Raw genomic sequence first — 21,055 nt, 5'->3', positions numbered from 1 at the left:
CTTCCCTGGCAACCTTCACTTCAGGCTGTCGACTACGGGCGGTCCGTCTACTGCCGATGCACTCACAGCAAATGCATCCCCCTGTTTTCCTTGTAGTCCAAGGTTGTGATTGCTGCTTGGCAATGCTGCCTGCAAACGGGTGAAAACATCGTCGAGCAATGCCTGGCGGCGGCGGTACATCGCCCGTTTCTTGGCCGGGATGTCAGTTTCCGCCCGTTGCGCCGGCGCTAATGGCAGGCTGAAAAAATCCTCACGGTCAGACGCTGTGGCACCGTGTTCTTGCCAGATCACGTCGTAGTTGGCCGCCAGGTCCTGGCCCTTGTCGCTGCCAAAATAGGGATGGCGATGGTGCCGGCAGGCGTCGCTGACGGCATACAGCTGTGTCACACCCAAGGTTCTGCCCAGGCATTTCAACGCTTCGAGCAACAGGCTGCGTGGCCGCAGCCCTTCGAAGTCCTTGGTCAGGTCACGGTAGATGGCCAGCGAGGTTTCGCTGTCGATACCTTTGTGGATGCCCTGCACCGCACCAATGAACAGGCAGGTTTCACCCTGGCTGCGGCCCAGGGTGAAGGCCAGGGATGCCACACGCAGGTCGGCCTGGAACAGGTTCAACACCAGCTCGCCTTCACGCTTGAACCAGATTGGCCGGTCCAGTACCAGGCAACAGCCCGGCGAGTGGCTGGACAGGTCACACAGCCTCAGGCTTTCGTCGCGCCCCAGCAACAGCAACGCCGGGAACTGCCCAGCCATCAATTCAAAGTGCGAAGCCACCACCTCCAGACGCTGCGGGGCCTCCCAGCATCGGCTGATGTAAGGCCATTGCACGACACCGATACAATCCACCCCCAGCCGCTGCAGACCATGCGGGCCCAGCGCCGCCGTCATGCGCTGCATGAACCCGTTCAGCTCAGGCCACTGCCTGGCGATCTGCCGTGCCAACTTGTACTTGTTGTGCATCGCCCGCAACGAGTAACCCGGTTGCAAGGTAAACACGCTTTTCACGAGGGTGCCGAGCATCATGGGTTTCTCTCACTTGTACTCGATCAAAGCCGATTTGCCAGCCGCAAGGCGGTGGCGCAGGAACTTCAGTTGGCCGAGCATTTCCGGGAACTTGCCCAACACCAGGAACACAGCCTGCAACCAGTTCTCGCGCGTCCACTTGCCGCCGCGGCGCGCCAGGCGCACGGCCTGCAGTGGGTAGATCAACAGCAAGAGCAGGCCCCAGCCGCCCAGCAGCAGGCAGGCCAGCGCGATCACCAAAGGTATGCCCAGGCCCCACAACCAGGCCCGACGTGACTCACGCAGCCAATGCCGCTCGGGTGGCTGGCCATGCAGGTAGGCGCCCTCGGCATAGGCATGCCCAGCGCGCAGGCTACGCCGCCACCATTGGCTGAAACGCGTCATGCCGGCATCGTGCAGGGTCATCTCGGCAGCCAGTCGCCAGATTTTCCAGCCGTTGGCCCGCAAACGCACACACAGTTCAGGCTCTTCTCCGGCGATCAGGTCAGGACGGAAGCCACCCACGGCAGCAAAGGCGTCTGCCCGCATCAGCGCATCGCCGCCACAGGCCTTGGCCTCACCGACCGGGGTATCCCACTCCAGGTCGCACAGCAAGTTGTACACCGAGCGCTGCGGGAAGCGCTCACGCCGTCGACCACACACCACTGCCACGGCGGGGTGCTGCTCAAGAAAAGCCTGCGCCGTGGCCAGCCAGGTGGCATTCACCTCGCAGTCACCATCGACGAACTGTACCAGTTGCATCGATGGCAACAGGCGCTGCAAGGCGGTAAAGCCTTCATTGCGGGCGCGTGCGGCCGTGAACGGGATATCCATGTCCAGCGCCAGCACGTCCACGCCAAGATTGGCGGCCAACTGCAGCGAACCATCGGTGGATCCTGAGTCGACGTACATGACCTTGTCCGCCCCCTGCGCCAGCGAAACAAGGCAGCGCTCGAGACGCAGGCCTTCATTGCGGCCGATCACCACCACGCCGATCACCGTTGCCATAGGCCTCACTCGACCGATGCCGTGGCGGCCGGTTGCCGGGCCTTGATGATGGCCGGCACCCCCACTGCCAGTGAATTGTCAGGCACATCTACCAGCACGACGGCATTGGCGCCGATGATCACGTTGTTGCCGATGCGAATACTGCCCAGCACCTTGGCCCCGGTGCCAATGTCGACGTTGTTGCCGAACACCGGGGCAATCGGCTCGTCGACATTCTTCAGGCCCACCACCACGCCGTTGCGGATACGGCAGTCATCGCCGAAGCGGGCATAGCCGCTGACAACGATGCCGCCAAAATGATCGATGACGAAGTTGCGCCCGATCACCACCTCGCACGGCAGTTCGATACCGGTGATGATCTGGACGAATTTGAACAGCACCTTGTAGATGAGCGAGCACAGTTTGCGCAGCAGTGCCGGGCGCAGCGTATAACGCCAGCGGCCAAAGCGGTACACCAGCAATACCCAGAAGCCCTGGGCGCCCCAGTCCCCGCCATGGGCCCGCAGGTCGGCGCGAATATTATCGAACATGGCTCCACCTACCTTGTCGGTTGGCTGGCGTACCGGGTCTTGAACAGCAAAGACCAGGTTGCCCGGCAATGACGCCAGCAGGCCTGAATGGCGCCCCAGCCGCGTCGTTTCAACAGCGCCTTGAGTGCCAGCACCAGGTCGCCCAGCGTGACCAGCAGCATGTGCAGGGCAAGCCCCGCCACCCCATGATGCTTGCGGAAGTACAGCAACTCGCTTTCGATCTGATAGGACGAGATCTGCCGGCTGGCGGCCTCCAGCTCCGCCACCGACTTGGAGCTTTCGCCACCGATGTGCACCACCGTGGTATGCGGGTAGAACACCACTTTCCAGCCCGCTTCCTTCACCCGCTTGCAGTGGTCCACCTCTTCGTAATAAAGGAAGTAGCGCGGGTCGAACAAACCCACCTTGTCGAGTACTTCGCGGCGCACCAGGTAGAAGCAGCCGGGCAACCAGTCACACTCGCGCACCGAAGCGTGGTCCCAGTTCATGTCGTCGACCATCTTCAGCCCTGGGAAGAACCGCCCCAACCCGGTGCGCCCGACGAACACATTGAGCGGCGTGGGGAAGTAGCGACAACTGGGCTGCAGGTCGCCATCGCGACCCTCCAGGCGCACCCCCAGTACGCCGCACTCCGGGTGGGCGTCCATGTAGTCGAGCGTTTTTTGCAGCGAGTCGGCGGCAACGAAGGCATCGGTATTGAGCAGCAAGGCGTACTTGCCCTTGAGGTGCGCCAACAACTGGTTGTTGGCCCGGCCGAAACCCACGTTCTGCTTGTTGCTCAGCAGCAGTGCCTCGGGGCACACCTGGGCCATGCGCTGCACCGAGTCATCGCGCGAGGCATTGTCGACCACCAGGTAACTGGCCAGGCGCTCGCTGTCGGCCCGGCGCAGCGCATCGAACATCGGCTGCAACAGTCCAGCGGTATTGAAGTTGACCACCATGACATCCACAGGTTTGCTAGCCATTTCAGCTGTCCCCGAAGAAATACTGACGTCTTTGCGCCATCAGTAACGGTTCCACTTCCGGGTCGTAGGCACCGTTGCGCTGCTTCACCAGATCGATCCATGGGTAGGCTTCGCAACGTGCCTCGACCCGCTTGATCAACTGTTCGGTGGTACAAATGAACTCGGCAGGGTTGCCACCATAGACGGTGCCTGGCGGCACGTCCTTGGTCACCACCGCCCCTGCCGCCACGATGGATTCGGGCCCGATGGTCACGCGAGGCATCACGATCGCACCATGGCCGATGAAGCAGTTGTCCTTGATGTCGATGAAACCGACCGAATCCAGGTGCTTGCCAAAGCGATGCTCGATCAGCAATACCACCCCGTCATGACCGATCAACGTGCAGTCGGACAAGCCCACGCTGTTACCGATACGTACCAGCGACGGGTCGAGAAACTTGCAGCCTGTATTGACGTAGAAATTGCTGCCGACCGAATGAAAGTTGCCCCATCGGGCCAGATAGGCCCCCATTCAAGACCAGAGGGGTTGCAGAACCTCCTGTAGAATTTGCCACCTCGCCCGGTTGCATGGGCGTAGCGCGCCACTGCCTTGCGTATCCATCCTTTCATACTGCCTGGCCTCGCGATCTGAACAATCTGGAGTCTCCTGAGGCGTTCCGGTCTCGTTCTTCTAGGTGCTGACCGCATCGCACTCACCCGTGTACAACCTTCATCACGCCGCGGCGCCGCTGGCCGCTTTCATCTTGTTATCGAGGTGGTCGGCCAGCCGCAAGGCAAATTGCAACAGCGGCATGGTCGGGTTGGAGGCGCCGCCCTTGGCAAAAATGCTGCTGCCGGCGACATACAGGTTTTCGGTACCGAACACCTTGCAATTGGCATCGACCACACCGAACTGCGGCGAGGCGGCCATACGCGTGGTGCCCATGTGATGGGCATGGGGTGCCATTCTCAGCGGTATCGAGGTGTCGTAAACGAAATCGTTGAGCTTGACGAACCCCAGGTCCATGTCGGCGAACTGCTTGGCCAGTTCGCTGCCAATGCACTTGATGGTGTGCCGGTCTTCGGCGCTAAGCACCCAATTGACATTGACCTTGGCCACGCCCAGCGCATCCTTCTTGTCCAGCAGCGAAATGCGGCTGTGCAGGTTGGGAAACTGCTCGATCATGGTGCCAATCACGCCGTCACCAGGGCAGCTGAACTTGGCGACGAAGGCGACCTTGCTGGCAAACCCCATGTCGCAGGCCAGGCTCTCGAGAAAATACTTCACCTCGGCAGTGCGGCCATAGGTTTGCACATCGGCCAGCAAGGAGGCGGTGACATTACCTTTACCGGCCTTGTACTCGTCGACGAAAGCATCGGTGGTGTAGTACTGGCGCGGCTCTGGGTCCTGCCCGGACTTGAGGATGAAAGTGCCCATTTCGATATTCAGGTGTTCCATGAAACACCCGCCGACCAGCCCTTCCTTGCTCACCACGCCTGCGGCCACCAGGGTCTCGCTGTTCAGCAACTGCCGGGCATTCTCGATGGCCCCTGTGGCCAGAATGAAATTTCCAGCCACCAGGCGTTGACGATTGCATTCATAGTCAGACAAAACCACCGCAGCCAGGTGGCCGGAAGCCTTGTCGAACTCCAGGTCAACGCAATTGCAGTTGATGAACACATCCAGGCCTGGGGTCTGCTCCAGTGCTGTAGCGTACTTCTGCGCAAAGCGTGTCGGCGTGCTGAGCAGAAAACGGTCCGCCTCGAAGTCACCGCCAGTGAGGCCGGCATTCATCGCGCGAAAATCCGAGCCAGGCGCCAGATCGACGATCTCCATGGCTGCCGGCAGAAAGCCTTCGATCTCCGAGTAGGGAATTGGCCAGCCCGGCAAGACGCCTGGCGGGGCGACGGCAAAATCCGAAGGGGTGAATGGTCGGCACCGGCCAGCCCAGTGATTGGAAGTGCCACCCAGGTAGCGCAGGCGGGTTTCCCCGGCATACAGCTCCAGGCCGGTGGATGAGCACGCGTACAAGTCTTGCGAGTGCGGCGCATACTCGCGCCCCCCGCCTTCGGCGATCATTACGCTCCAGCCGGCGGCTGCCAGGCGCAAGCCCAGGGTTATACCCGCCGGGCCGGCCCCGATGATGCAGAAATCATAGTGATCGCGCAGCACCTTCTGCTGCTCAAAGTCCTTGATCATGCTGACGCGTTCCGGAAGTAACGGGACGGCAATACCCAACCGTTGATTACCACGAACCCGGGCTTTTCGACCGTCTTGCCCGCAACGGCCGCCGAGGCGCCGAACACCGCGCCCCCCGCGCCGAGCAAGACACAGCTCTGGAGAAAGCCTCTACGACCCAATTGCGCAGTACAAAAAGTGAGCTTCCCCATGTTCCCGTGACCTGTAGCCATGAAAGTTACACCCGGCAAACTGCGCTACAGCCAGTTGAAAAAGGCCGTCAACAGTGCCCCGCACAGCGCCCCGACCAGCAACATCGGCAGTACCACCAGTTCACGTTTGAGGCTGAAGATATCCAGTTTGCAGTTCACATACACAACCAGCACCAGCGTTGGCACAGCATGCAGGGCAACCCCCCAGATAGCCCACTCCACCCCGCCAATCGCCAGTAACAGCGGCAACAGCCCCCATAACGAGACCAGGCGGATGATGTTGTCCATGGCCTGGTACTTGGTCAGGCCCAAGGCAATCCACACCTGATGAGCCAAGGTATAGCGCAATACGATGAACGATAGCGAGAGAATCGCCAGCATCGGCCCTGCCTCGCGGTAGCGATCGTCATACATCCAGCCGATCAGCAGCGGGCTGGCGGTCAGGAAACCGCCACAAATGAACAGCACCAGCAGGTCGACCAGCAGCCGAAAGCGGAAATACAGCGCTTTCAGGCGCGGCTTGTCGTCGGCCCGGGCCGCTTCGCTGAAAGCAGGCAGCGCCACCGCGCCGACAATTTTCATGAGCGCGGTCTGCACCGCACCCAGGATCAGCACGGCGATCGAATACACACCCAGTTGCGCCGCCGACATGCTGGCACCAAACCACATGCGGTCGCCGTACATCGCCAGCACGCCGACCATCGACGACAACAGGATCCAGCGGCCAAACACGATCAGCTCGGTCAGCGCCGAACGGTCCCAGCGCAGGTGGTTGTTGGGCCCCTCCAGGGCGGTATGCCCCAGCACGGTCCAGACGACCGCCGAAACCAGGCCTGATAACACCAGCGCCCAGATCGAATGGGTCAGCAAGCCCAGCACCAGCATCACCACCAGGCCGGCCACCTGCGAGGCAAGGTCGACCAGTACCACGCGCTTTTGTTGGAAAGTGCGTACCGCCACATCTATCTTGGTGGACTGGAAACCCCAGATGGCCGCCGACAGGCCGGTGACCGCCAGCACCATCGGCAGGACGGGTGCGGCATAGGTCGAGTCGGCCGGCCACAGCTCAGCCAGTTGGGCCAACCAAGCCCCCAGGGCCAGCAGCAGGGTAAGGGCAAACAGCAGGAAACCGCGGATGATCTGCACGGTCCAGGCGGTATTGAGAAAGTCCGGGTCGTCTCCGCGGTGGCTCTGAATGATGTTCTGGCGCAGGCCGACATCGGAAAGCAAATGCAGCAGTATCGAAACAGTGGTGGCAATGACCATCACCCCGAACATTTCCGGCAGCAGCAAGCGGGCCATGATCAGATTGCCGCCCAGGCGCATCACCTGTGAAGCCACCTGCGAGACCAGGTTCCAAGACCCGGCCCTCAGGGCCCGCTTGCGCAGGCTCGCGGTGGCTGACACATCAATCGACGGCATGACTTCAATCTCTGACTGATTGGCTAAAAGTCACTATAGTTTCAATTAGCCACGATGCTAGCCGTTGCCCACCAAGGGAAAGGTGTACATAGCCGATGCCTGAACATTTTCGTGCGTTGATCGTCATCCTGTTTCTGGCGAGCGTGGTCTTCCTGATGGCCCGGCGGCCTGCCACCGACCTGATTCCGCTCAGCGACTACAAGCGCCGGCGCAATCTGTGGTTCCTGCTGACCCTGCTGGCTTTTTTCTCCCACAGCTTCTGGCTGTACCTGGGGGTGGGCGCGGTCGTCCTGTTGCTGGCCGGGCGCCGCGAGCACAACCCCATGGCGCTGTTCTACATGCTGCTGTTCCTGATCCCGCCAGCGTCGGTGCAGGTGCCCGGGTTTGGCGTGGTCAATTACCTGGTCGACCTGAACCATATTCGCCTGCTGACCCTGTGCGTGCTGCTGCCGGCCGCGCTGCACCTGCGCCGCCAAGGTGACACCTTGCGCTTTGGCCGCACCTGGGCCGATAAACTGCTGGCGGCAGGCCTGCTGCTGATGAGCGTGCTCTATTTGCGCGAAACCACCCTTACCGACACGCTGCGCCAGGCGCTGTACCTGTATGTCGACGTTCTCCTGCCGTATTACGTGGCCAGCCGTGGCCTGCGCCAGATCAGCGACTTCAAGGACACCCTGCTGGCCTTCGTGCTCGCCTCTTTCGTCATGGCGCTGATCGCTGTGGCCGAGTATGTGCGCCACTGGCTGTTGTACAGCGCCCTGGTCGACGCCATGGGCGTGCCATGGAGCATGTCCGGCTACCTGAGCCGGGGCGGTGCACTGCGGGCAAGCGTCACCACCGGCCAGGCGATTGCACTGGGTTACGTGATGAGCGTGGCCATCGGCCTGTTCCTGTTCGTGCAGGGCTATGTGCAACGCCCGCTGCACAGGGCCATGGGCGCCCTGCTGCTGGCCGCCGGGCTGTTCGCGCCATTGTCGCGTGGCCCATGGATCGGCGCGGTGGTCATCGTGGTGGTATTCATCGCCCTGGGCAAAGGCGCCGTCAAGCGCCTGGCGCTGCTGGGTGCGGCTGGCATGCTGGCGTTGCCCTTGCTGACCGTCGTGCCTGGGGGCGAAAAGGTGCTGGACCTGCTGCCGTTCATCGGTAACCTCGAGAAAGAGAACATCACCTACCGCGAGCGGCTGATGGACAACTCGTGGATCGTCATCCAGCGCAACCCGTTGTTCGGCTCCTTCGACTTCCGCAACACACCCGAAATGCAGGCGATGATCCAGGGCGACGGCATCATCGACATCGTCAACACCTACATCAACCTGGCGTTGCGGGTCGGCCTGGTCGGGCTAGGCCTGTTCCTGGCGTTCTTTGCCGTCGTGCTGCGGGGTATCCGCAAGGCCATGCTCAGCTTTGCCGACAAGGACGACGAGCGACGACAGCTCGGCCGGGTGTTGCTGGCAACGCTGATCGGCATTCTGGTCATCATCTTCACGGTCAGCAGCATCACCTTCATCCCGGTGGTGTACTGGTCTATCGCTGGCCTGGGCGTGGCCTACATCCAGATGGTTCGCCGGCTGCACAACAGCCCGGCCGTGGAACTGGCAGAACCCGACCTACAACCCAGGTAATGTTCATGAATAGGCTGTCCCTGCGTCATTACGTGCGCCTTTCGGCCATTGCCGGCCTGGCCCTGCTGCCGCTGGCCAGCTGGGCTTCAGACTGGCAGGTCAGTGTCGATGAGCAAAATGGCTTGCCTACCGTGACACACGGCGGTGGACCGGTCATGAAGGCCAAATTCGATTTCTGGGCTGCCAACTGGAGCTGGACCGGTTTCTATACCGACTTCAAGGTCAATGGCCCTTATCACTACACGCTGCGGGGGAAGAACAAGGAACTGGACTTCGACCTGCAGGCTGACATCCGTAAGGAACAGGCGCAAACCCTGAGCTGGGCCTTCGACCTCGACGCCCACAGCCGCCAGAGCGGTGTCATGGGTGGCGGCCTGGTGTTCCAGTTCGACCCGGCGCAAATCGCCGGCGACATGGGGGCCCCGCAATTGTTGCCCGACAACCGCGGCTGGACGTGGGGCAAGGCTGACCAGGGGCGACGCATCGAAATGCGCTTCGACCCGCCACTGGCCAAGGTTTATTTCGAGCGTGGCAACCCGTCCGAGCTGCGCGCATTCCTCTACAAGGACCCGATCAGCGCCGGCCGCCAGCAGCTCAAGGCCGTGCTCAACGTGACCGGCGACATCGAACTCGGCCCGACACCCAGCGAGCGCTTCGGCCTGGCAGACCCCGCCACCTGGCCTGATGACCAGCTGGACTGGCGCACCTCGCCGGTGGACCTGTCTTTCCTCAACGCAGCGGAAAAACCCGCCGGCAAGCGTGGCTTCGTCAAGGCGGTCGGCGACCAGTTGATGTTCGCCGACAACACCCCGGTACGCTTCTGGGGCACCAACCTGTCGGCCTACTCGCTGTTCAAGAGCCCCGACGACGAAATCCGCCAACAAGCCAAACGCCTTTCGGCACTGGGTTTCAACCTGGTGCGCCTGCATCACCACGACTCGCCCTGGGTCAGCCCCAACGTCTTTGGCGACGGCACCTTGGTGCGCGATACCCAGCAGCTCAGCACCGAATCGCTGCGCAAGCTCGACCTGTGGATCAAGTCACTCAAGGACGAAGGCATCTACATCTGGCTGGACATGCATGTGCAGCGTGCGTTTACCGCCAACGACCACATCGAAGACTTCAAGGAGCTGCCCGAGCAGGACGGTCGCGTCGACCTGAAAGGTTACGCCTACGTGAATGACAGTATCCGGCAAGCGATGAAACGCTTCGCCGAGCAGTACCTGACCCATGTGAACGAGTACACGGGCCTGGCCTACAAGGACGACCCGGCCATCGCCGCCGTGCTGATCACCAACGAGAATGACCTGACCCAGCATTACGGCAACGCCCTGATGCCGAACAAGGATGTACCCCGCCACAGCGCGCGCTACATGACGGCGGCCAAGGCCTTTGCCAAACAGTTTGACCTGCCCGCCGACCTGACCTGGCGTGCCTGGGAGCATGGGCCGTCGAAGCTGTTGCTCAACGAGCTGGAACAACGCTTCAATGCCGACATGATCGCCCACTTGCGCAGCGTGGGCGTGAAAGTCCCCATTGCTACCACCAGCACCTGGGGCGGCAATGGGCTTAGCGCACTGCCGGCACTGAGCGTTGGTGATGTCATCGACGCCCACAGCTACGGCGACACAGGCCAACTGGAGAAGAACCCGCTGACCAGCGACGGCATGATCGACTGGATTGCTGCCGCCCAGGTCGTCGGCAAACCGCTGACCGTCACCGAGTGGAACGCCGAGCCCTTCCCGCTGCCTGACCGTCACTCGCTACCAATTTACATCGCCGGCACCGCCAGCCACCAAGGCTGGGACGCCATGCTGCAATACGCCTACAGCCAACAGGCGTTCAACCCCGGTTGGCGCACGGCGGACAACTGGCACGCGTACAACGACCCGGCGATGATCGCCACTCTGCCCGCCGCTGCCCTGCTCTATCGCCGTGCGGACGTAAGACCAGCCACCACTCGCTACGTGTTCGCACCGACACCTGCCACCCTTTACAACCAGGAAATCACCCCGCGTAACTCACCGCTGCTGCGCACGGCCATGGAAAAGGGCCAGTTGCAGATCGCCCTGCCACACACGCCGGAATTGCCTTGGCTCAAACCCGCGCCCATCCCGGCAGACGCGCAGGTGCTGCACGACCCGGGGCAAGCGCTGCTGGCCGCCGATGCCACCGAGTCGGTGACCGACACAGGCGAACTCAGGCGCAACTGGCAACAAGGCATCTACACCATCGACACGCCACTGACCCAGGCCGCCAGCGGTTGGCTGGGCGGCCGCCCGATCAACCTGGGTGCCATTCAGATACAAACGAAAACGCCTTACGCCAGCGTCGTGGTCCAGAGCCTGGACGGCAAGCCACTGGGCCAGTCGCGCGAGCTTCTGCTGTCTCTGGGCACCCGTGCCATGCCCAAGGCCGATGACAAGACGCCGTTCAATGTCGAGCCCCTTGAAGGCCGCCTGGACATCAAGGCACCCGCCGGCCTGAAACTGTTCGCCCGCGATGCACGGGAGCAGCTGAAACCGCTGCCGGTGGCCTACAAGGATGGGCAATACACCATTACCTTCGACGGTACCTACATGTCCAACTGGCTATTCTTGAAATAGAGCATATGGCCATCTACGCTCAGGTCACCTGTAGCTGATCATCCCACCTGCACGTGTCAGGGAGTGTTCACTGCGTCTGTAAACAGCAGATTCCAGGAGGTAGGGATGAAATATCTGGTTGTGGGTGGTGCGGGCTACATTGGTTCGCACATGGTCAAGCACCTGCTCGACGCCGGCCATGAAGTGCTGGTGGCGGACCTGGTCTCACCTGGCCCCGGTATCCAGTGGGCCAAGCTCGACATCGCCGACGAAGCCGCACTGGATGTGCTGTTTGGCGTGTGCCGCTTCGATGCGGTGTTCCACTTCGCCTCGTTCATTCAAGTGGGCGAGTCGGTCAGTGCCCCAGGCAAGTACTACCAGAACAATGTTGCAGCCACCCTTTCCCTGCTGCAGGCCATGGTCAATGCCGGCATCCGGCACCTGGTGTTTTCTTCGAGTGCCGCCGTATACGGCAACCCGCAGTACGTGCCGATCGATGAAGCGCACACCAAGGGGCCGATCAACCCGTATGGGTTGAGCAAATGGATGGTCGAGCAGATTCTTGAGGACTTCGACCGGGCCTATGGTTTGAAGTCGGTAAGCCTGCGCTATTTCAATGCAGCGGGCGCTGACCCGGAAGGCCAGCTAGGCGAGCGTCACGAGCCGGAAACCCATCTGATCCCGTTGATCCTGCAGGCTGCATCTGGCCGGCGCGAGGCGGTGACAGTGTTTGGTCGCGACTACGACACGCCGGATGGCACCTGCATACGCGACTACGTGCATGTGGCAGACCTGGCGGCGGCCCATGCACTGGCTGTGGATTATCTACTGGACGGTGGCGAGCGTGCCGCGTTCAACCTGGGCAATGGCCTGGGCTTTTCGGTGCAGCAGGTGATCGATACGGCCCGGGCCGTGACCGGGCGACAGATCACTGCCCTTGACGCACCGCGCCGCGCCGGCGACCCGCCACGGCTGGTGGCGGATGCGAGCAAAGCCATGCAGGTGCTGGGCTGGCGCCCGGCATTCGCCTCGCTGGAGCAGATTGTGCGGCATGCGTGGCAGTGGGAGTTGCAGTATCCCTGGAAGCGCTAAGTTGCCCGCGTTGCCTTCAGGCGCAGCACAAGGCTGCGCCTGAAAGCGTATTGCCAGAAGGCTCAGTAATAGGTGCGTGGCTGTTCGTCAGCCTTGTTCAACACTGTCCCGATCAGGTTCACCGTGCCCAGGTGATGCAGGCAATCCTCGATTTCCTTCTTGTTGTTCATTCCGTTGGCCACCACCAGCAACACGCAGTCGAACTTGGGCAACACGGTGATCGCATCGTCCGAGCTGAGCAGCGGTGGCAAATCGAAAATGCAGATGCGCGATTCGTAGCGGTTGCGCAAATCGCCAATCAGGTTGTTCACCTTGGGCGAGGACAGCATCTCGGTCGACAGGGGCACGGGTACCCGCGTTGGCAGCACCACGAAGCGCGGCAAGGTGGGGTTGACCAGGCAGTCCTGCAACTCGGCCTTGTCCGTCAGAAACTCGTTCAGTGCCTGCTCCATGGGCAGGCCCAGGTAACTGCCGACCTTGGGCCGGCGCAGGTCGAAGTCCACCAGTAACGCAGTCTTGGTGGTGTGGTGGGCAATACTCATGGCCAGGTTGATCGCCAGCATGGTCTTGCCCGCTTCCGGCGTTGGCGAGGTGATGGCCAAGGTACGCCAGCCGTTCTCGTCCATGGCCCTGAGCACCTGCGTACGCAACAGGTCGATCGGCCCGTTCATGTTGGAGTTCTTGTTGTACGCCACGATGCGGTTACGCTCCAGGTGGTCTGCACGCAGCGGTACCACCTTGGTGTTCACGTAATCGAACTGACCCGGCACTTCGGCCAGCGCCGTACCGGGGGCGGGAGACAGTGCCTGGGGAGTACCTGGGGTAACCTGATGAATATTGTTGCCAACAGCCGGCTTGATCCTGTCCATCACTGCTTTCCCTATACAAACCGAGACATGACTTTGTACAACAGCACATCCAGTGGCATGTAGAACACGTGCACCAGCCCTATCATGATAGCTGCCAGCGCCAGTGCTGCCAGGATCAGTCGATTGCGCCAGCGCTTGCGTCGGGCCACGTCGGCCCGGGTATCGATATAGGGCAGTGCCACCAGCACCCGTTTGCCCAGCAGGCTTTCCAGGGCGCCAACGCCACGCACGCGCTGATTGAGCATTTCCAGCAGCATCACCAGCGCACCGCCACCGGCCGGTGCCAGCACCAGGCCCAGCGCAGCGATTTTCTTGCGGTTAGGCTTGATCGGCTTCTCAGGCAACAGGGGAGGCTCCAGCAGCACAAAGCGTTCAGCCTTGTTCTCCTGCTCCAGGCTTTCGGTAATCTTTGCGCCCATTTCCTTGGCACGAATCTCTTCGTATTTCTTGCGCGCGTTGTCGTGGTCACGCATCAAGGTCACCAGGCCACGCTCGACCTGCGGCGCCTCGAGGATCTCGGCTTCGTAGCCTTCCATTTTCCGGGTCAGCTCACGCTTTTGTTCAGCCAGCGAGGCAATACGCACCTGGGCGGCGCTCATCTTGGCGCGGACACGGGCCGCGTCGAGGCTGACCGTGGACACTGCCGCAGTGCGACCACCACTGGCTTCGAGCGCCTGGATCTTGCGCTTGACCGCCACGACATCCGGGTGGGCGTCCTTGTAGCGGGTCAGCAGTTGCGCGTATTCGGCTTTCAGGCTTGGCAGGTCTTCGGGCAGGTCGGCACGGGTTGGCCGGGTGCCCTCGGCAACCTTGGTGGCAAGGCCGGCATTGGCCGCAGACAGCTCCAGTTCCAGGTAGCGCAGCTCTTCCTGGGCAGCCTTGTAGTCACGGTCGACCTCACGGAATTCCAGCTCCGCCCGCGACAGCATGTTCATGCGCAGGGTCTGGTGCTCGGGCAAGGCATTGGCGTGGGCCTGCTTGAAATCGGCCAGCTGGTTTTCCAGGCTGGCCAGCTCGGCACCCAGCTTGTTGGCTTCCTGGGTGAGGAATTCGGTGGTTTCGTTGGCCCGCTCGGTGCGCTGCTTGAGGTTTTCGTTGAGGAACAGCGTCACCAGTTCATCGGCGACTTCCTTGGCCACTTGTGCCTGCTTGTGCTCGAACGAGACATTGAACGCCACGGTCGCTTCACCACGACCGCGCACGTAGGTGGTCAGGGTTTCGACCACGATCGCGTTGCGCATCTGGTCGATCTTGTCGCTTTCGCTGAAGCGCTTGTCGGCGAAGAGGTCGTACTTGCCGATGATGCGCAGCAGGTTGTCACGGGTCATCACCCGTTGGCGGATCACTTCGATGCGCTCATCGGCAAAGCTGGTGTTGTTGGTCGACACCAGCTCAGGCGAAATCTGCTGCGACTCTACCAGAATGGTGCCGGTCGACTGGTAGATCGGCGGCACCATCAACGCGACGGCCACGGTCGCGGCGAGAATGACTGCGGCACTCACCCCTAACACCAGGGCCCTGTCCTTGATAATGGCGATGTAATCTCTGAGGGAGAGCTCGTAGTCAGACTTCATAGGGCCACCTGCCTGAAGTTCAGATGTCGGGGTACCTGTACGTCAACGTCAAACCAACGATCGTAGCGGTCGCATCCGGTACATGGTCCTGCTGCCGTTCCTTGTACATCAGCGACAGGCGCAGGTCCCAGTAAGGCGAAAACTGGCGGCTGGCCCATACGCTGTAAGTCTGCAGCGTGTTGGGCGACTGCCCTTTGCTGTCTTGCCACGCGGCGTCGGCGCCCACCCGGGACAACTCGGTCAGCGCATAGCTCCACACACCACGCACCTGGTCCAGTTCGGCGAAGCCGCCTTCGGCGCTCGCCACCGTGCTGCGCTCGGCGGTAAGGCTGGCATCGGCACGCGTGCCGGTGTACAGCAACGCAACCCCACCCTCCCCGCGCCGGCCGCCGTCGTCGCCTGACACTTGGTTGACGCCAACATGGGCATCGGCGCTCAAGCCTTCGGCAAGCTGGTATTTGATGCCGACTGCCGGGCTGTAGCTGTTGGAAGCGGTCGCGGTAAGGTCCTCTTCGGGCTCATAGCGCCGGGCACCAAAACGGGTATACAGGTCAGCCCGCTCACTCCAGGCGTAAGTCCAGGTAAAGACGTTCGCCAGTTCGTCGTAGCCCGTCAGCGTGCTGATGTCGTAACGGGCACGGCTGTAGGTGGTTTCGTTGCTCAAGGTACTGCGCTCGGTCACCGCCTGGCTCCAGTTGCCAGTCAAGGTGTAAAGCTTCTGCGTACCGTCGGTGGTAATCACCCCGGTATCCAGTACTGTGCCCGACAGCGTCGAGCTTTCGTTGTAGCGCCCCACCAGGCCGAACCGCCCCCGCTCGGTGGTGCGCTGCCAACCCAGGCTGATATCAGGGTCTTCACGGTCATCGACGATATCCGTATCGGACGAGCGCAGCACATGCATGCCAAGCCCCAACCTCAATTCGTCACGGTCAAAAGTGCCGATCAGGGTGTAATCCGGCGCGATGATCGTGCGCGTTATGCCCTTTTCCCCCGAGGTCAGCAGCAATGGGTTGCTGTCGTATTCGACGGATGTCGGTACCACCACCGTAGACTGCCAATTTGCCGCCAGTACCGCGTCCGTGAACGGCAAGACCAAGATTGCCGTTGCAATGCGAGTTGTTCTAAGAAGAGGCATTAAATGTTCTTATTAAAGGCAAGATCAAGGAACGACCAGCGTATCGCCAGCCTGAAGTTGGATGTTGGTGGACATGTCCCGCCCAGACACCAGGTCCTTATATCGCACGGGCAGGATCTTTTGGGAAGCACCGGTGCCGCGGACCACCTTGATTTCGCTTTCATCTGCAAACTTGTCCAGGCCGCCCGACATGCTCAGCGCCTGCAATACCGCCGTGGGGCCTGCCATTTGCACGGGCCCGGGTTTGATCACTTTGCCTTGGACATAGACCATGTTGCCGGCAATGCTTTTGACGACAACGCTGACGTTAGGGTCGGGGAGGTATTTTTCGAGTTTGGCAGCGACCTGCTTTTCGACTGCCGTCACGTCCAGCCCGGCGACATCAATGCGCCCGGCCAGGGGGAAGGTGATACTGCCATCGGGAAGTACGGTGGCTTCTTGACGCAGGCTGTCTTCCTGCCACACCGATACCATCACCACATCGCCGGGGCTGAGCAGGTAGGCAGCACTGCTCTGGTCGGCGTTACCGGCGCCAGACCACACCGTCAGCATGCAGAAAGCGGCAAACATTGAACGCACCATGAGGGTCCCTCCGGCCAAATGGCCCGACAAAGAGCACTGAATGAGAACAACACACCAACTCTCGCTCCGCTTCACGGCGCACTGCTGCCGCGATGGCCTCGACCTTCCTGGAGGCCCTTGCCTTGACGCTGCAGACGTGGCTGCAACGCCTTGTAAATGTTGGTCCTACGGGCTACTGGGAATATAGCAACGGTTGGAGAATTCACAAGCCATGCCTGTGGCTTCGCGGCAAGGAGCAGTCACTTCAGGTACAAGGCAGCCGGTTCAGATCTTTCTGCGGTTGGCAACGGCAACAAAACCGACTACAGCAAAGGCAAAGAACCAGCCAGCAGTTGAAACAGGAATGATACTGTTCTGATTTATATACGAATCTGCCGCACGGGCGGCACCACTTAGCATCACCAGCAAGAACATCGATTTGATTATCAGAGTCGTGCGCATACTCCCCTCCTAAAAACAGGAAAATCAATGAGTTATTAATGCGGTGCTGCGGGGGTTGTTTCGTATTTGATTTGAGCTTATGGGCACAATGACACTACGTCAATGATCCGACACCATAATAAAATTCAATGGGCAATGGGCGTATTCGTCAAAAAAACGACATGCAGATTATGCAAGGGAGGGCGGTTGCGATGAACCTGGCGTTTCACGCCTGAGAACGTGTGGGGGGCATAGTTGCCCCCCTTGCGCTTTCATTCGTCTGCGTGGTGAACAACAACCAGTAACTGCGCCGGTGTCACACCTACCGAGCGCAGCCGGTGCGGCGTCTGGGCGTTGAAATGCAGGGCGTCGCCCTGCTCCAGCAACACCCGCTCACTCATGAAATCCACTTCCACCTGGCCTGTGTGAACAAACAGGAACTCTTCGCCCTGGTGTTCCTTGAACGTAGGGTCGCTGAACTCGGACGGCGGCTGAATCAGAAACGGCAGCAGGCTGCGCTGGCCAACCTGACTGGTGAGGGCCGCGTACCCCGGCCCTTGCCCATCGCCAACCAGGGCCTGGCGCTCGGTACGGCGCACCAGGCTGTAGCGGCTCTGCCCGGCCTGCTCTTCGGCGAACAGCTCTTCGACATTGACGTTCAGCGCCCTCGCCAGTTTCAGTGCCGCAGCGATCGAGGGCGTGTTGAGGCCGCGCTCGACCTTGGACAGGTAGCTTTTGGTCATGCCAGTCTTGTCGGCCAGCATTTCCAGGGTCATCCCCAGTTTCTTACGCAGCAGTTTCAATCGGATAGACATGTGACGCGGGTTTCCCAGGCTGAGGCAGCCATGATACGCGTCTGAAAGCTGACGCCAAGCCTCCAGGGGCCTTGAATCAAGGCATCACGGGCGGCACGTACTGCAGCGTTGTACCCAGCGCCCACAGCAACACCAGCACCAACGGCACATGCACCAGCAATTGCACGAACGAGAAACCGATCAGGTCGCGCGCCTTGAGCCCCAGCACGCCCAGCAACGGCAGCATGTAGAACGGGTTGATCAGGTTCGGCAAGGCTTCGGCCGCGTTGTAGATCTGCACGGCCCACCCCAGGTGGTACTGCAGGTCGTTGGCCACCAGCATCACGTAAGGGGCCTCGATGATCCACTTGCCGCCGCCCGAAGGGATGAAGAAGCCCAGCACCGCCGAATACACGCCCATCAGCACGGCATACGTGTCGTGGGTCGCAATCTGGGTGAAGAACAGTGAAATATGGTGGGCCAGCGTCTGTTCATCGACGCCCTTCACCTGGGTGAGGATGGCGGCGATCGAACCATACAGCGGGAACTGGATGAGCACACCGGTGGTGGTCGGTACCGCGCGTGCCACCGCGTCAAGGAAGCTGCGTGGGCGCCAGTGCAGCAAAGCACCGAGCATGATGAACAACAGGTTGTAGGTGTTGAGCCCCGAGATGGCGGTAATCGCAGGTTTTGTCGCAAACTCCTGATACAGCCAGCCAGCAGCCAAGGCCACCAACAGCAGGATCAGGATCGGGCTGTGTTCCAGCCACTCCCCCGGGCGCGTGCGTTGCGGCGCGGGTGGCGCTGTGAAGCTGGGGTCGACACCGCAGTCTTCTGCGCTACGGGCGCTGTTAGGGCCCGGAGCGGTGGCGTAGGCGATCACCAGCGAGACCACCACCAGCGCCGCCAGCATCACACCGGACTGCCAGAGAAAGATGGTTTCGGTAAACGGGATCACCCCGGTTATCGACAGGATTGAAGGTGGCAGGCTGGCTGGGTTGGCCTGCAGCTGCGCCGCCGAGGATGACAGGCCCAACGCCCACACCGCACCCAGGCCCAGGTAAGCCGCCGCACCCGCAGCGCGGTAATCCATCTTCAGGTCGGTGCGCCTTGCCAGGGCGCGCACCAACAAACCTCCAAACACCAGCGACAGCCCCCAGTTGAGCAAGGAGGCCAGCATCGAGATCAGTGCTACCCAGCACACTGCCGAGCGCCCATTGCCGGGAATGAGCGCCAGGCGATCGATCAGCCTCGCGGCGGGCGGCGAACTGGCCACCACATAACCGCCGATGACCACGAAGGCCATCTGCATGGTGAACGGTATCAGGCTCCAGAAACCGTCGCCAAAAGCCTTGGCGGTGTCGGTCGGTTTGGCGCCCATGGCCAGTGCGCCGATACACACCAGCAGCACCGCCAGCGCGGCGAACACCCAGGAGTCGGGGAACCAGCGTTCAGCCCAGTTGGAGCAGCGCAAGGCAAAGCGCGCGGAGCGGCTGTCTTGGATTTCAGCGGCCACGGTTGAATTCCTTTTATTGGTTTTATGGGATGAAGCGGTATTGCCAGGCAACGCAAAAAACCTGTAGGAACAGGCTTACCCGCGAATGCGGCGGTCAATGTACCGACGCATTCGCGGGTAAACCCGCGCCTACAGGTGAGATCACGTCATGCCTTAGAAGGTCATTTCCTTCACATCATCCGGCACGATCAGTTTGCCGGCGGTTTTCTCGATGATTTCCTCGACACTGACCCCTGGTGCGGTCTCGCGCAGAATGAAGGCGCCGTCTTCGATTTCCAGGTAGGCCAGGTCGGTCAGCACCTTGCGTATGCAGCCCGCACCGGTCAGCGGCAGGCTGCACTGTGGCAGCAACTTGGACTCGCCGTCCTTGGAGGCGTGGGTCATGGTGACGATGATGTTGTCGGCGCCGGCCACCAGGTCCATGGCCCCGCCCATGCCCTTGACCAGCTTGCCCGGAATCATCCACGAGGCGATGTTGCCCTGCACGTCCACCTCGAAAGCACCCAGTACGGTCAGGTCGACGTGGCCGCCACGGATCATGGCGAACGATTGTGCCGAATCGAAAATCGAGGCGCCGCGGCGGGCGGTGACAGTTTGCTTGCCGGCGTTGATCATGTCGGCATCGAGGGTGCTTTCGGTGGGGAATTCGCCCATGCCGAGCAAGCCGTTTTCCGATTGCAGCATCACATCCATGTCGGCGGGTACATAGTTGGCCACCAAGGTGGGGATGCCGATGCCCAGATTGACGTAGTAGCCGTCCTTCAGTTCACGGGCAACGCGTTGCGCCATCTGTTCGCGGGTCAGTGCCATGGTCAGGATCTCTTTATTGTTCGGGTGGATGGCGCTCAGGCCTTGACGGTGCGCTTTTCGATACGCTTTTCGAAGCTGCCGACGATGACACGGTCCACGTAGATGCCCGGGGTGTGGATTTCGCTTGGCAGCAGCACGCCGGGTTCGACGATTTCTTCCACTTCGACCACGGTTATCTTGCCGGCGGTGGCCGCCAGCGGGTTGAAGTTTTGCGCAGTGTTGCGGTACACCACGTTGCCGTAGTGGTCGGCCTTCCAGCCCTTGACGATGGCGAAGTCACCGGTGATGGATTCTTCCAGGATGTACTTGCGGCCCTTGAACTCGCGGACTTCCTTGCCATCGGCAACCGGGGTGCCATAGCCGGTGGCGGTGTAGAACGCCGGAATGCCGGCACCACCTGCGCGCATTTTCTCGGCGAGGGTGCCCTGTGGGGTCAGCTCCACTTCCAGCTCGCCACTGAGCAACTGGCGTTCGAACTCGGCGTTTTCGCCCACGTAGGAGGCGATCATCTTGCGAATCTGCCGGTCTTCCAGCAGCACGCCCAGACCAAAACCGTCCACGCCGCAGTTGTTGGAGACCACGGTCAGGCCCTTGACGCCGCGCCGCTTGATTTCGCTTATAAGGTTTTCCGGGATGCCGCACAGGCCGAAACCACCGGCCAGTACCGTCATGTTGTCGCTCAGGCCTTCGAGGGCCTGTTCATAGGTTGCAACGCGCTTGTCCAGTCCGGCCATGCTGATCCGCCTTTTGTAGTTGTTTAAC

General features: G+C 61.1%; 18 protein-coding genes and 1 pseudogene. 3 read left to right on the top strand and 16 right to left on the bottom strand.

Going from position 1 to position 21,055, the window contains the following annotated elements; translation table 11 throughout:
- Positions 1–15 precede the first annotated feature (15 nt).
- From C4Q27_RS25990 to C4Q27_RS25955, 7 genes and pseudogenes are all read right to left on the bottom strand, one after another.
- Positions 16–1,020: a VirK/YbjX family protein gene (locus C4Q27_RS25990; protein ID WP_104887592.1), complete on the bottom strand. Its 1,005-nt coding sequence runs from the start codon at positions 1,018–1,020 to the stop codon at positions 16–18.
- Positions 1,021–1,029: 9 nt separating this feature from the next.
- Entirely contained in the window at positions 1,030–2,007 is a 978-nt protein-coding gene (locus C4Q27_RS25985) for a glycosyltransferase family 2 protein (protein ID WP_104887591.1), read from the bottom strand.
- Positions 2,008–2,012: 5 nt separating this feature from the next.
- Positions 2,013–2,537, bottom strand: a complete 525-nt coding sequence (locus tag C4Q27_RS25980; protein ID WP_064492801.1) for a serine O-acetyltransferase — start codon at positions 2,535–2,537, stop codon at positions 2,013–2,015.
- An 8-nt stretch (positions 2,538–2,545) separates the two neighbouring features.
- Positions 2,546–3,502: a glycosyltransferase family 2 protein gene (locus C4Q27_RS25975; RefSeq protein ID WP_054888345.1), complete on the bottom strand. Its 957-nt coding sequence runs from the start codon at positions 3,500–3,502 to the stop codon at positions 2,546–2,548.
- A gap of 1 nt (position 3,503) precedes the next feature.
- Positions 3,504–4,111 (bottom strand): annotated as a pseudogene (locus tag C4Q27_RS25970) (acyltransferase).
- A 103-nt stretch (positions 4,112–4,214) separates the two neighbouring features.
- Positions 4,215–5,681, bottom strand: a complete 1,467-nt coding sequence (locus C4Q27_RS25965; protein WP_104887590.1) for a GMC oxidoreductase — start codon at positions 5,679–5,681, stop codon at positions 4,215–4,217.
- 236 nt (positions 5,682–5,917) lie between these two features.
- The gene (locus C4Q27_RS25955) at positions 5,918–7,294 is read right to left on the bottom strand and encodes an oligosaccharide flippase family protein (RefSeq protein ID WP_104887589.1); all 1,377 of its coding nucleotides are present in this window, start codon (positions 7,292–7,294) and stop codon (positions 5,918–5,920) included.
- 95 nt (positions 7,295–7,389) lie between these two features.
- Between C4Q27_RS25955 and C4Q27_RS25950 the strand changes: the two genes are divergently transcribed.
- The 3 genes from C4Q27_RS25950 to galE all read left to right on the top strand — a co-directional run bounded on the left by C4Q27_RS25950 (position 7,390) and on the right by galE (position 12,593).
- Positions 7,390–8,916: an O-antigen ligase gene (locus C4Q27_RS25950; RefSeq protein ID WP_064492803.1), complete on the top strand. Its 1,527-nt coding sequence runs from the start codon at positions 7,390–7,392 to the stop codon at positions 8,914–8,916.
- Positions 8,917–8,921: 5 nt separating this feature from the next.
- Complete coding sequence (locus C4Q27_RS25945) at positions 8,922–11,522, top strand: cellulase family glycosylhydrolase (protein WP_104887887.1); 2,601 nt, start codon at positions 8,922–8,924, stop codon at positions 11,520–11,522.
- 105 nt (positions 11,523–11,627) lie between these two features.
- Complete coding sequence (galE, locus tag C4Q27_RS25940; RefSeq protein ID WP_064492804.1) at positions 11,628–12,593, top strand: UDP-glucose 4-epimerase GalE; 966 nt, start codon at positions 11,628–11,630, stop codon at positions 12,591–12,593.
- A 62-nt stretch (positions 12,594–12,655) separates the two neighbouring features.
- On the opposite strand, the gene C4Q27_RS25935 is transcribed toward galE, so the two are convergent.
- The 9 genes from C4Q27_RS25935 to C4Q27_RS25900 form a co-directional block, all read right to left on the bottom strand.
- A complete protein-coding gene (locus C4Q27_RS25935) occupies positions 12,656–13,462 on the bottom strand; it encodes a CpsD/CapB family tyrosine-protein kinase (protein ID WP_004576287.1) in 807 nt (268 codons plus the stop codon).
- Between the two features lie 11 nt (positions 13,463–13,473).
- Entirely contained in the window at positions 13,474–15,036 is a 1,563-nt protein-coding gene (locus tag C4Q27_RS25930; protein WP_064492805.1) for a Wzz/FepE/Etk N-terminal domain-containing protein, read from the bottom strand.
- A gap of 19 nt (positions 15,037–15,055) precedes the next feature.
- The gene (locus tag C4Q27_RS25925) at positions 15,056–16,171 is read right to left on the bottom strand and encodes a hypothetical protein (RefSeq protein WP_064492806.1); all 1,116 of its coding nucleotides are present in this window, start codon (positions 16,169–16,171) and stop codon (positions 15,056–15,058) included.
- 24 nt (positions 16,172–16,195) lie between these two features.
- A complete protein-coding gene (locus C4Q27_RS25920; protein WP_014591044.1) occupies positions 16,196–16,753 on the bottom strand; it encodes a polysaccharide biosynthesis/export family protein in 558 nt (185 codons plus the stop codon).
- Between the two features lie 264 nt (positions 16,754–17,017).
- A complete protein-coding gene (gene eppA, locus C4Q27_RS29485; RefSeq protein ID WP_004374238.1) occupies positions 17,018–17,194 on the bottom strand; it encodes an EPS-associated small membrane protein EppA in 177 nt (58 codons plus the stop codon).
- A gap of 251 nt (positions 17,195–17,445) precedes the next feature.
- Entirely contained in the window at positions 17,446–17,988 is a 543-nt protein-coding gene (locus tag C4Q27_RS25915) for a helix-turn-helix domain-containing protein (protein WP_104887588.1), read from the bottom strand.
- Positions 17,989–18,064: 76 nt separating this feature from the next.
- Entirely contained in the window at positions 18,065–19,483 is a 1,419-nt protein-coding gene (locus C4Q27_RS25910) for a short-chain fatty acid transporter (RefSeq protein ID WP_064492808.1), read from the bottom strand.
- A 153-nt stretch (positions 19,484–19,636) separates the two neighbouring features.
- Positions 19,637–20,293 carry a CoA transferase subunit B gene (locus C4Q27_RS25905; RefSeq protein WP_004576290.1) on the bottom strand — a complete coding sequence of 219 codons (657 nt, stop codon included), beginning with the start codon at positions 20,291–20,293 and terminating at the stop codon, positions 19,637–19,639.
- A gap of 35 nt (positions 20,294–20,328) precedes the next feature.
- On the bottom strand, positions 20,329–21,027 hold the full coding sequence (locus C4Q27_RS25900; RefSeq protein ID WP_104887587.1) for a CoA transferase subunit A: 699 nt from the start codon (positions 21,025–21,027) through the stop codon (positions 20,329–20,331).
- Positions 21,028–21,055 lie beyond the last annotated feature (28 nt).

Source organism: Pseudomonas sp. SWI36 (genome assembly GCF_002948105.1).
Classification (GTDB): Bacteria; Pseudomonadota; Gammaproteobacteria; order Pseudomonadales; family Pseudomonadaceae; genus Aquipseudomonas; species Aquipseudomonas alloputida.
The sequence above is the reverse complement of the archived record's forward strand: the minus strand, read 5'-3'. Positions and strand labels throughout refer to the sequence as shown.

Coding starts and splice junctions, on each gene's coding strand:
- C4Q27_RS25990 (WP_104887592.1), bottom strand. CDS start 1,020: ATGATGCTCGGCACCCTCGTGAAAAGCGTGTTTACCTTGCAACCGGGT.
- C4Q27_RS25985 (WP_104887591.1), bottom strand. CDS start 2,007: ATGGCAACGGTGATCGGCGTGGTGGTGATCGGCCGCAATGAAGGCCTG.
- C4Q27_RS25980 (WP_064492801.1), bottom strand. CDS start 2,537: ATGTTCGATAATATTCGCGCCGACCTGCGGGCCCATGGCGGGGACTGG.
- C4Q27_RS25975 (WP_054888345.1), bottom strand. CDS start 3,502: ATGGCTAGCAAACCTGTGGATGTCATGGTGGTCAACTTCAATACCGCT.
- C4Q27_RS25965 (WP_104887590.1), bottom strand. CDS start 5,681: ATGATCAAGGACTTTGAGCAGCAGAAGGTGCTGCGCGATCACTATGAT.
- C4Q27_RS25955 (WP_104887589.1), bottom strand. CDS start 7,294: ATGCCGTCGATTGATGTGTCAGCCACCGCGAGCCTGCGCAAGCGGGCC.
- C4Q27_RS25950 (WP_064492803.1), top strand. CDS start 7,390: ATGCCTGAACATTTTCGTGCGTTGATCGTCATCCTGTTTCTGGCGAGC.
- C4Q27_RS25945 (WP_104887887.1), top strand. CDS start 8,922: ATGAATAGGCTGTCCCTGCGTCATTACGTGCGCCTTTCGGCCATTGCC.
- galE (WP_064492804.1), top strand. CDS start 11,628: ATGAAATATCTGGTTGTGGGTGGTGCGGGCTACATTGGTTCGCACATG.
- C4Q27_RS25935 (WP_004576287.1), bottom strand. CDS start 13,462: ATGGACAGGATCAAGCCGGCTGTTGGCAACAATATTCATCAGGTTACC.
- C4Q27_RS25930 (WP_064492805.1), bottom strand. CDS start 15,036: ATGAAGTCTGACTACGAGCTCTCCCTCAGAGATTACATCGCCATTATC.
- C4Q27_RS25925 (WP_064492806.1), bottom strand. CDS start 16,171: ATGCCTCTTCTTAGAACAACTCGCATTGCAACGGCAATCTTGGTCTTG.
- C4Q27_RS25920 (WP_014591044.1), bottom strand. CDS start 16,753: ATGGTGCGTTCAATGTTTGCCGCTTTCTGCATGCTGACGGTGTGGTCT.
- eppA (WP_004374238.1), bottom strand. CDS start 17,194: ATGCGCACGACTCTGATAATCAAATCGATGTTCTTGCTGGTGATGCTA.
- C4Q27_RS25915 (WP_104887588.1), bottom strand. CDS start 17,988: ATGTCTATCCGATTGAAACTGCTGCGTAAGAAACTGGGGATGACCCTG.
- C4Q27_RS25905 (WP_004576290.1), bottom strand. CDS start 20,293: ATGGCACTGACCCGCGAACAGATGGCGCAACGCGTTGCCCGTGAACTG.
- C4Q27_RS25900 (WP_104887587.1), bottom strand. CDS start 21,027: ATGGCCGGACTGGACAAGCGCGTTGCAACCTATGAACAGGCCCTCGAA.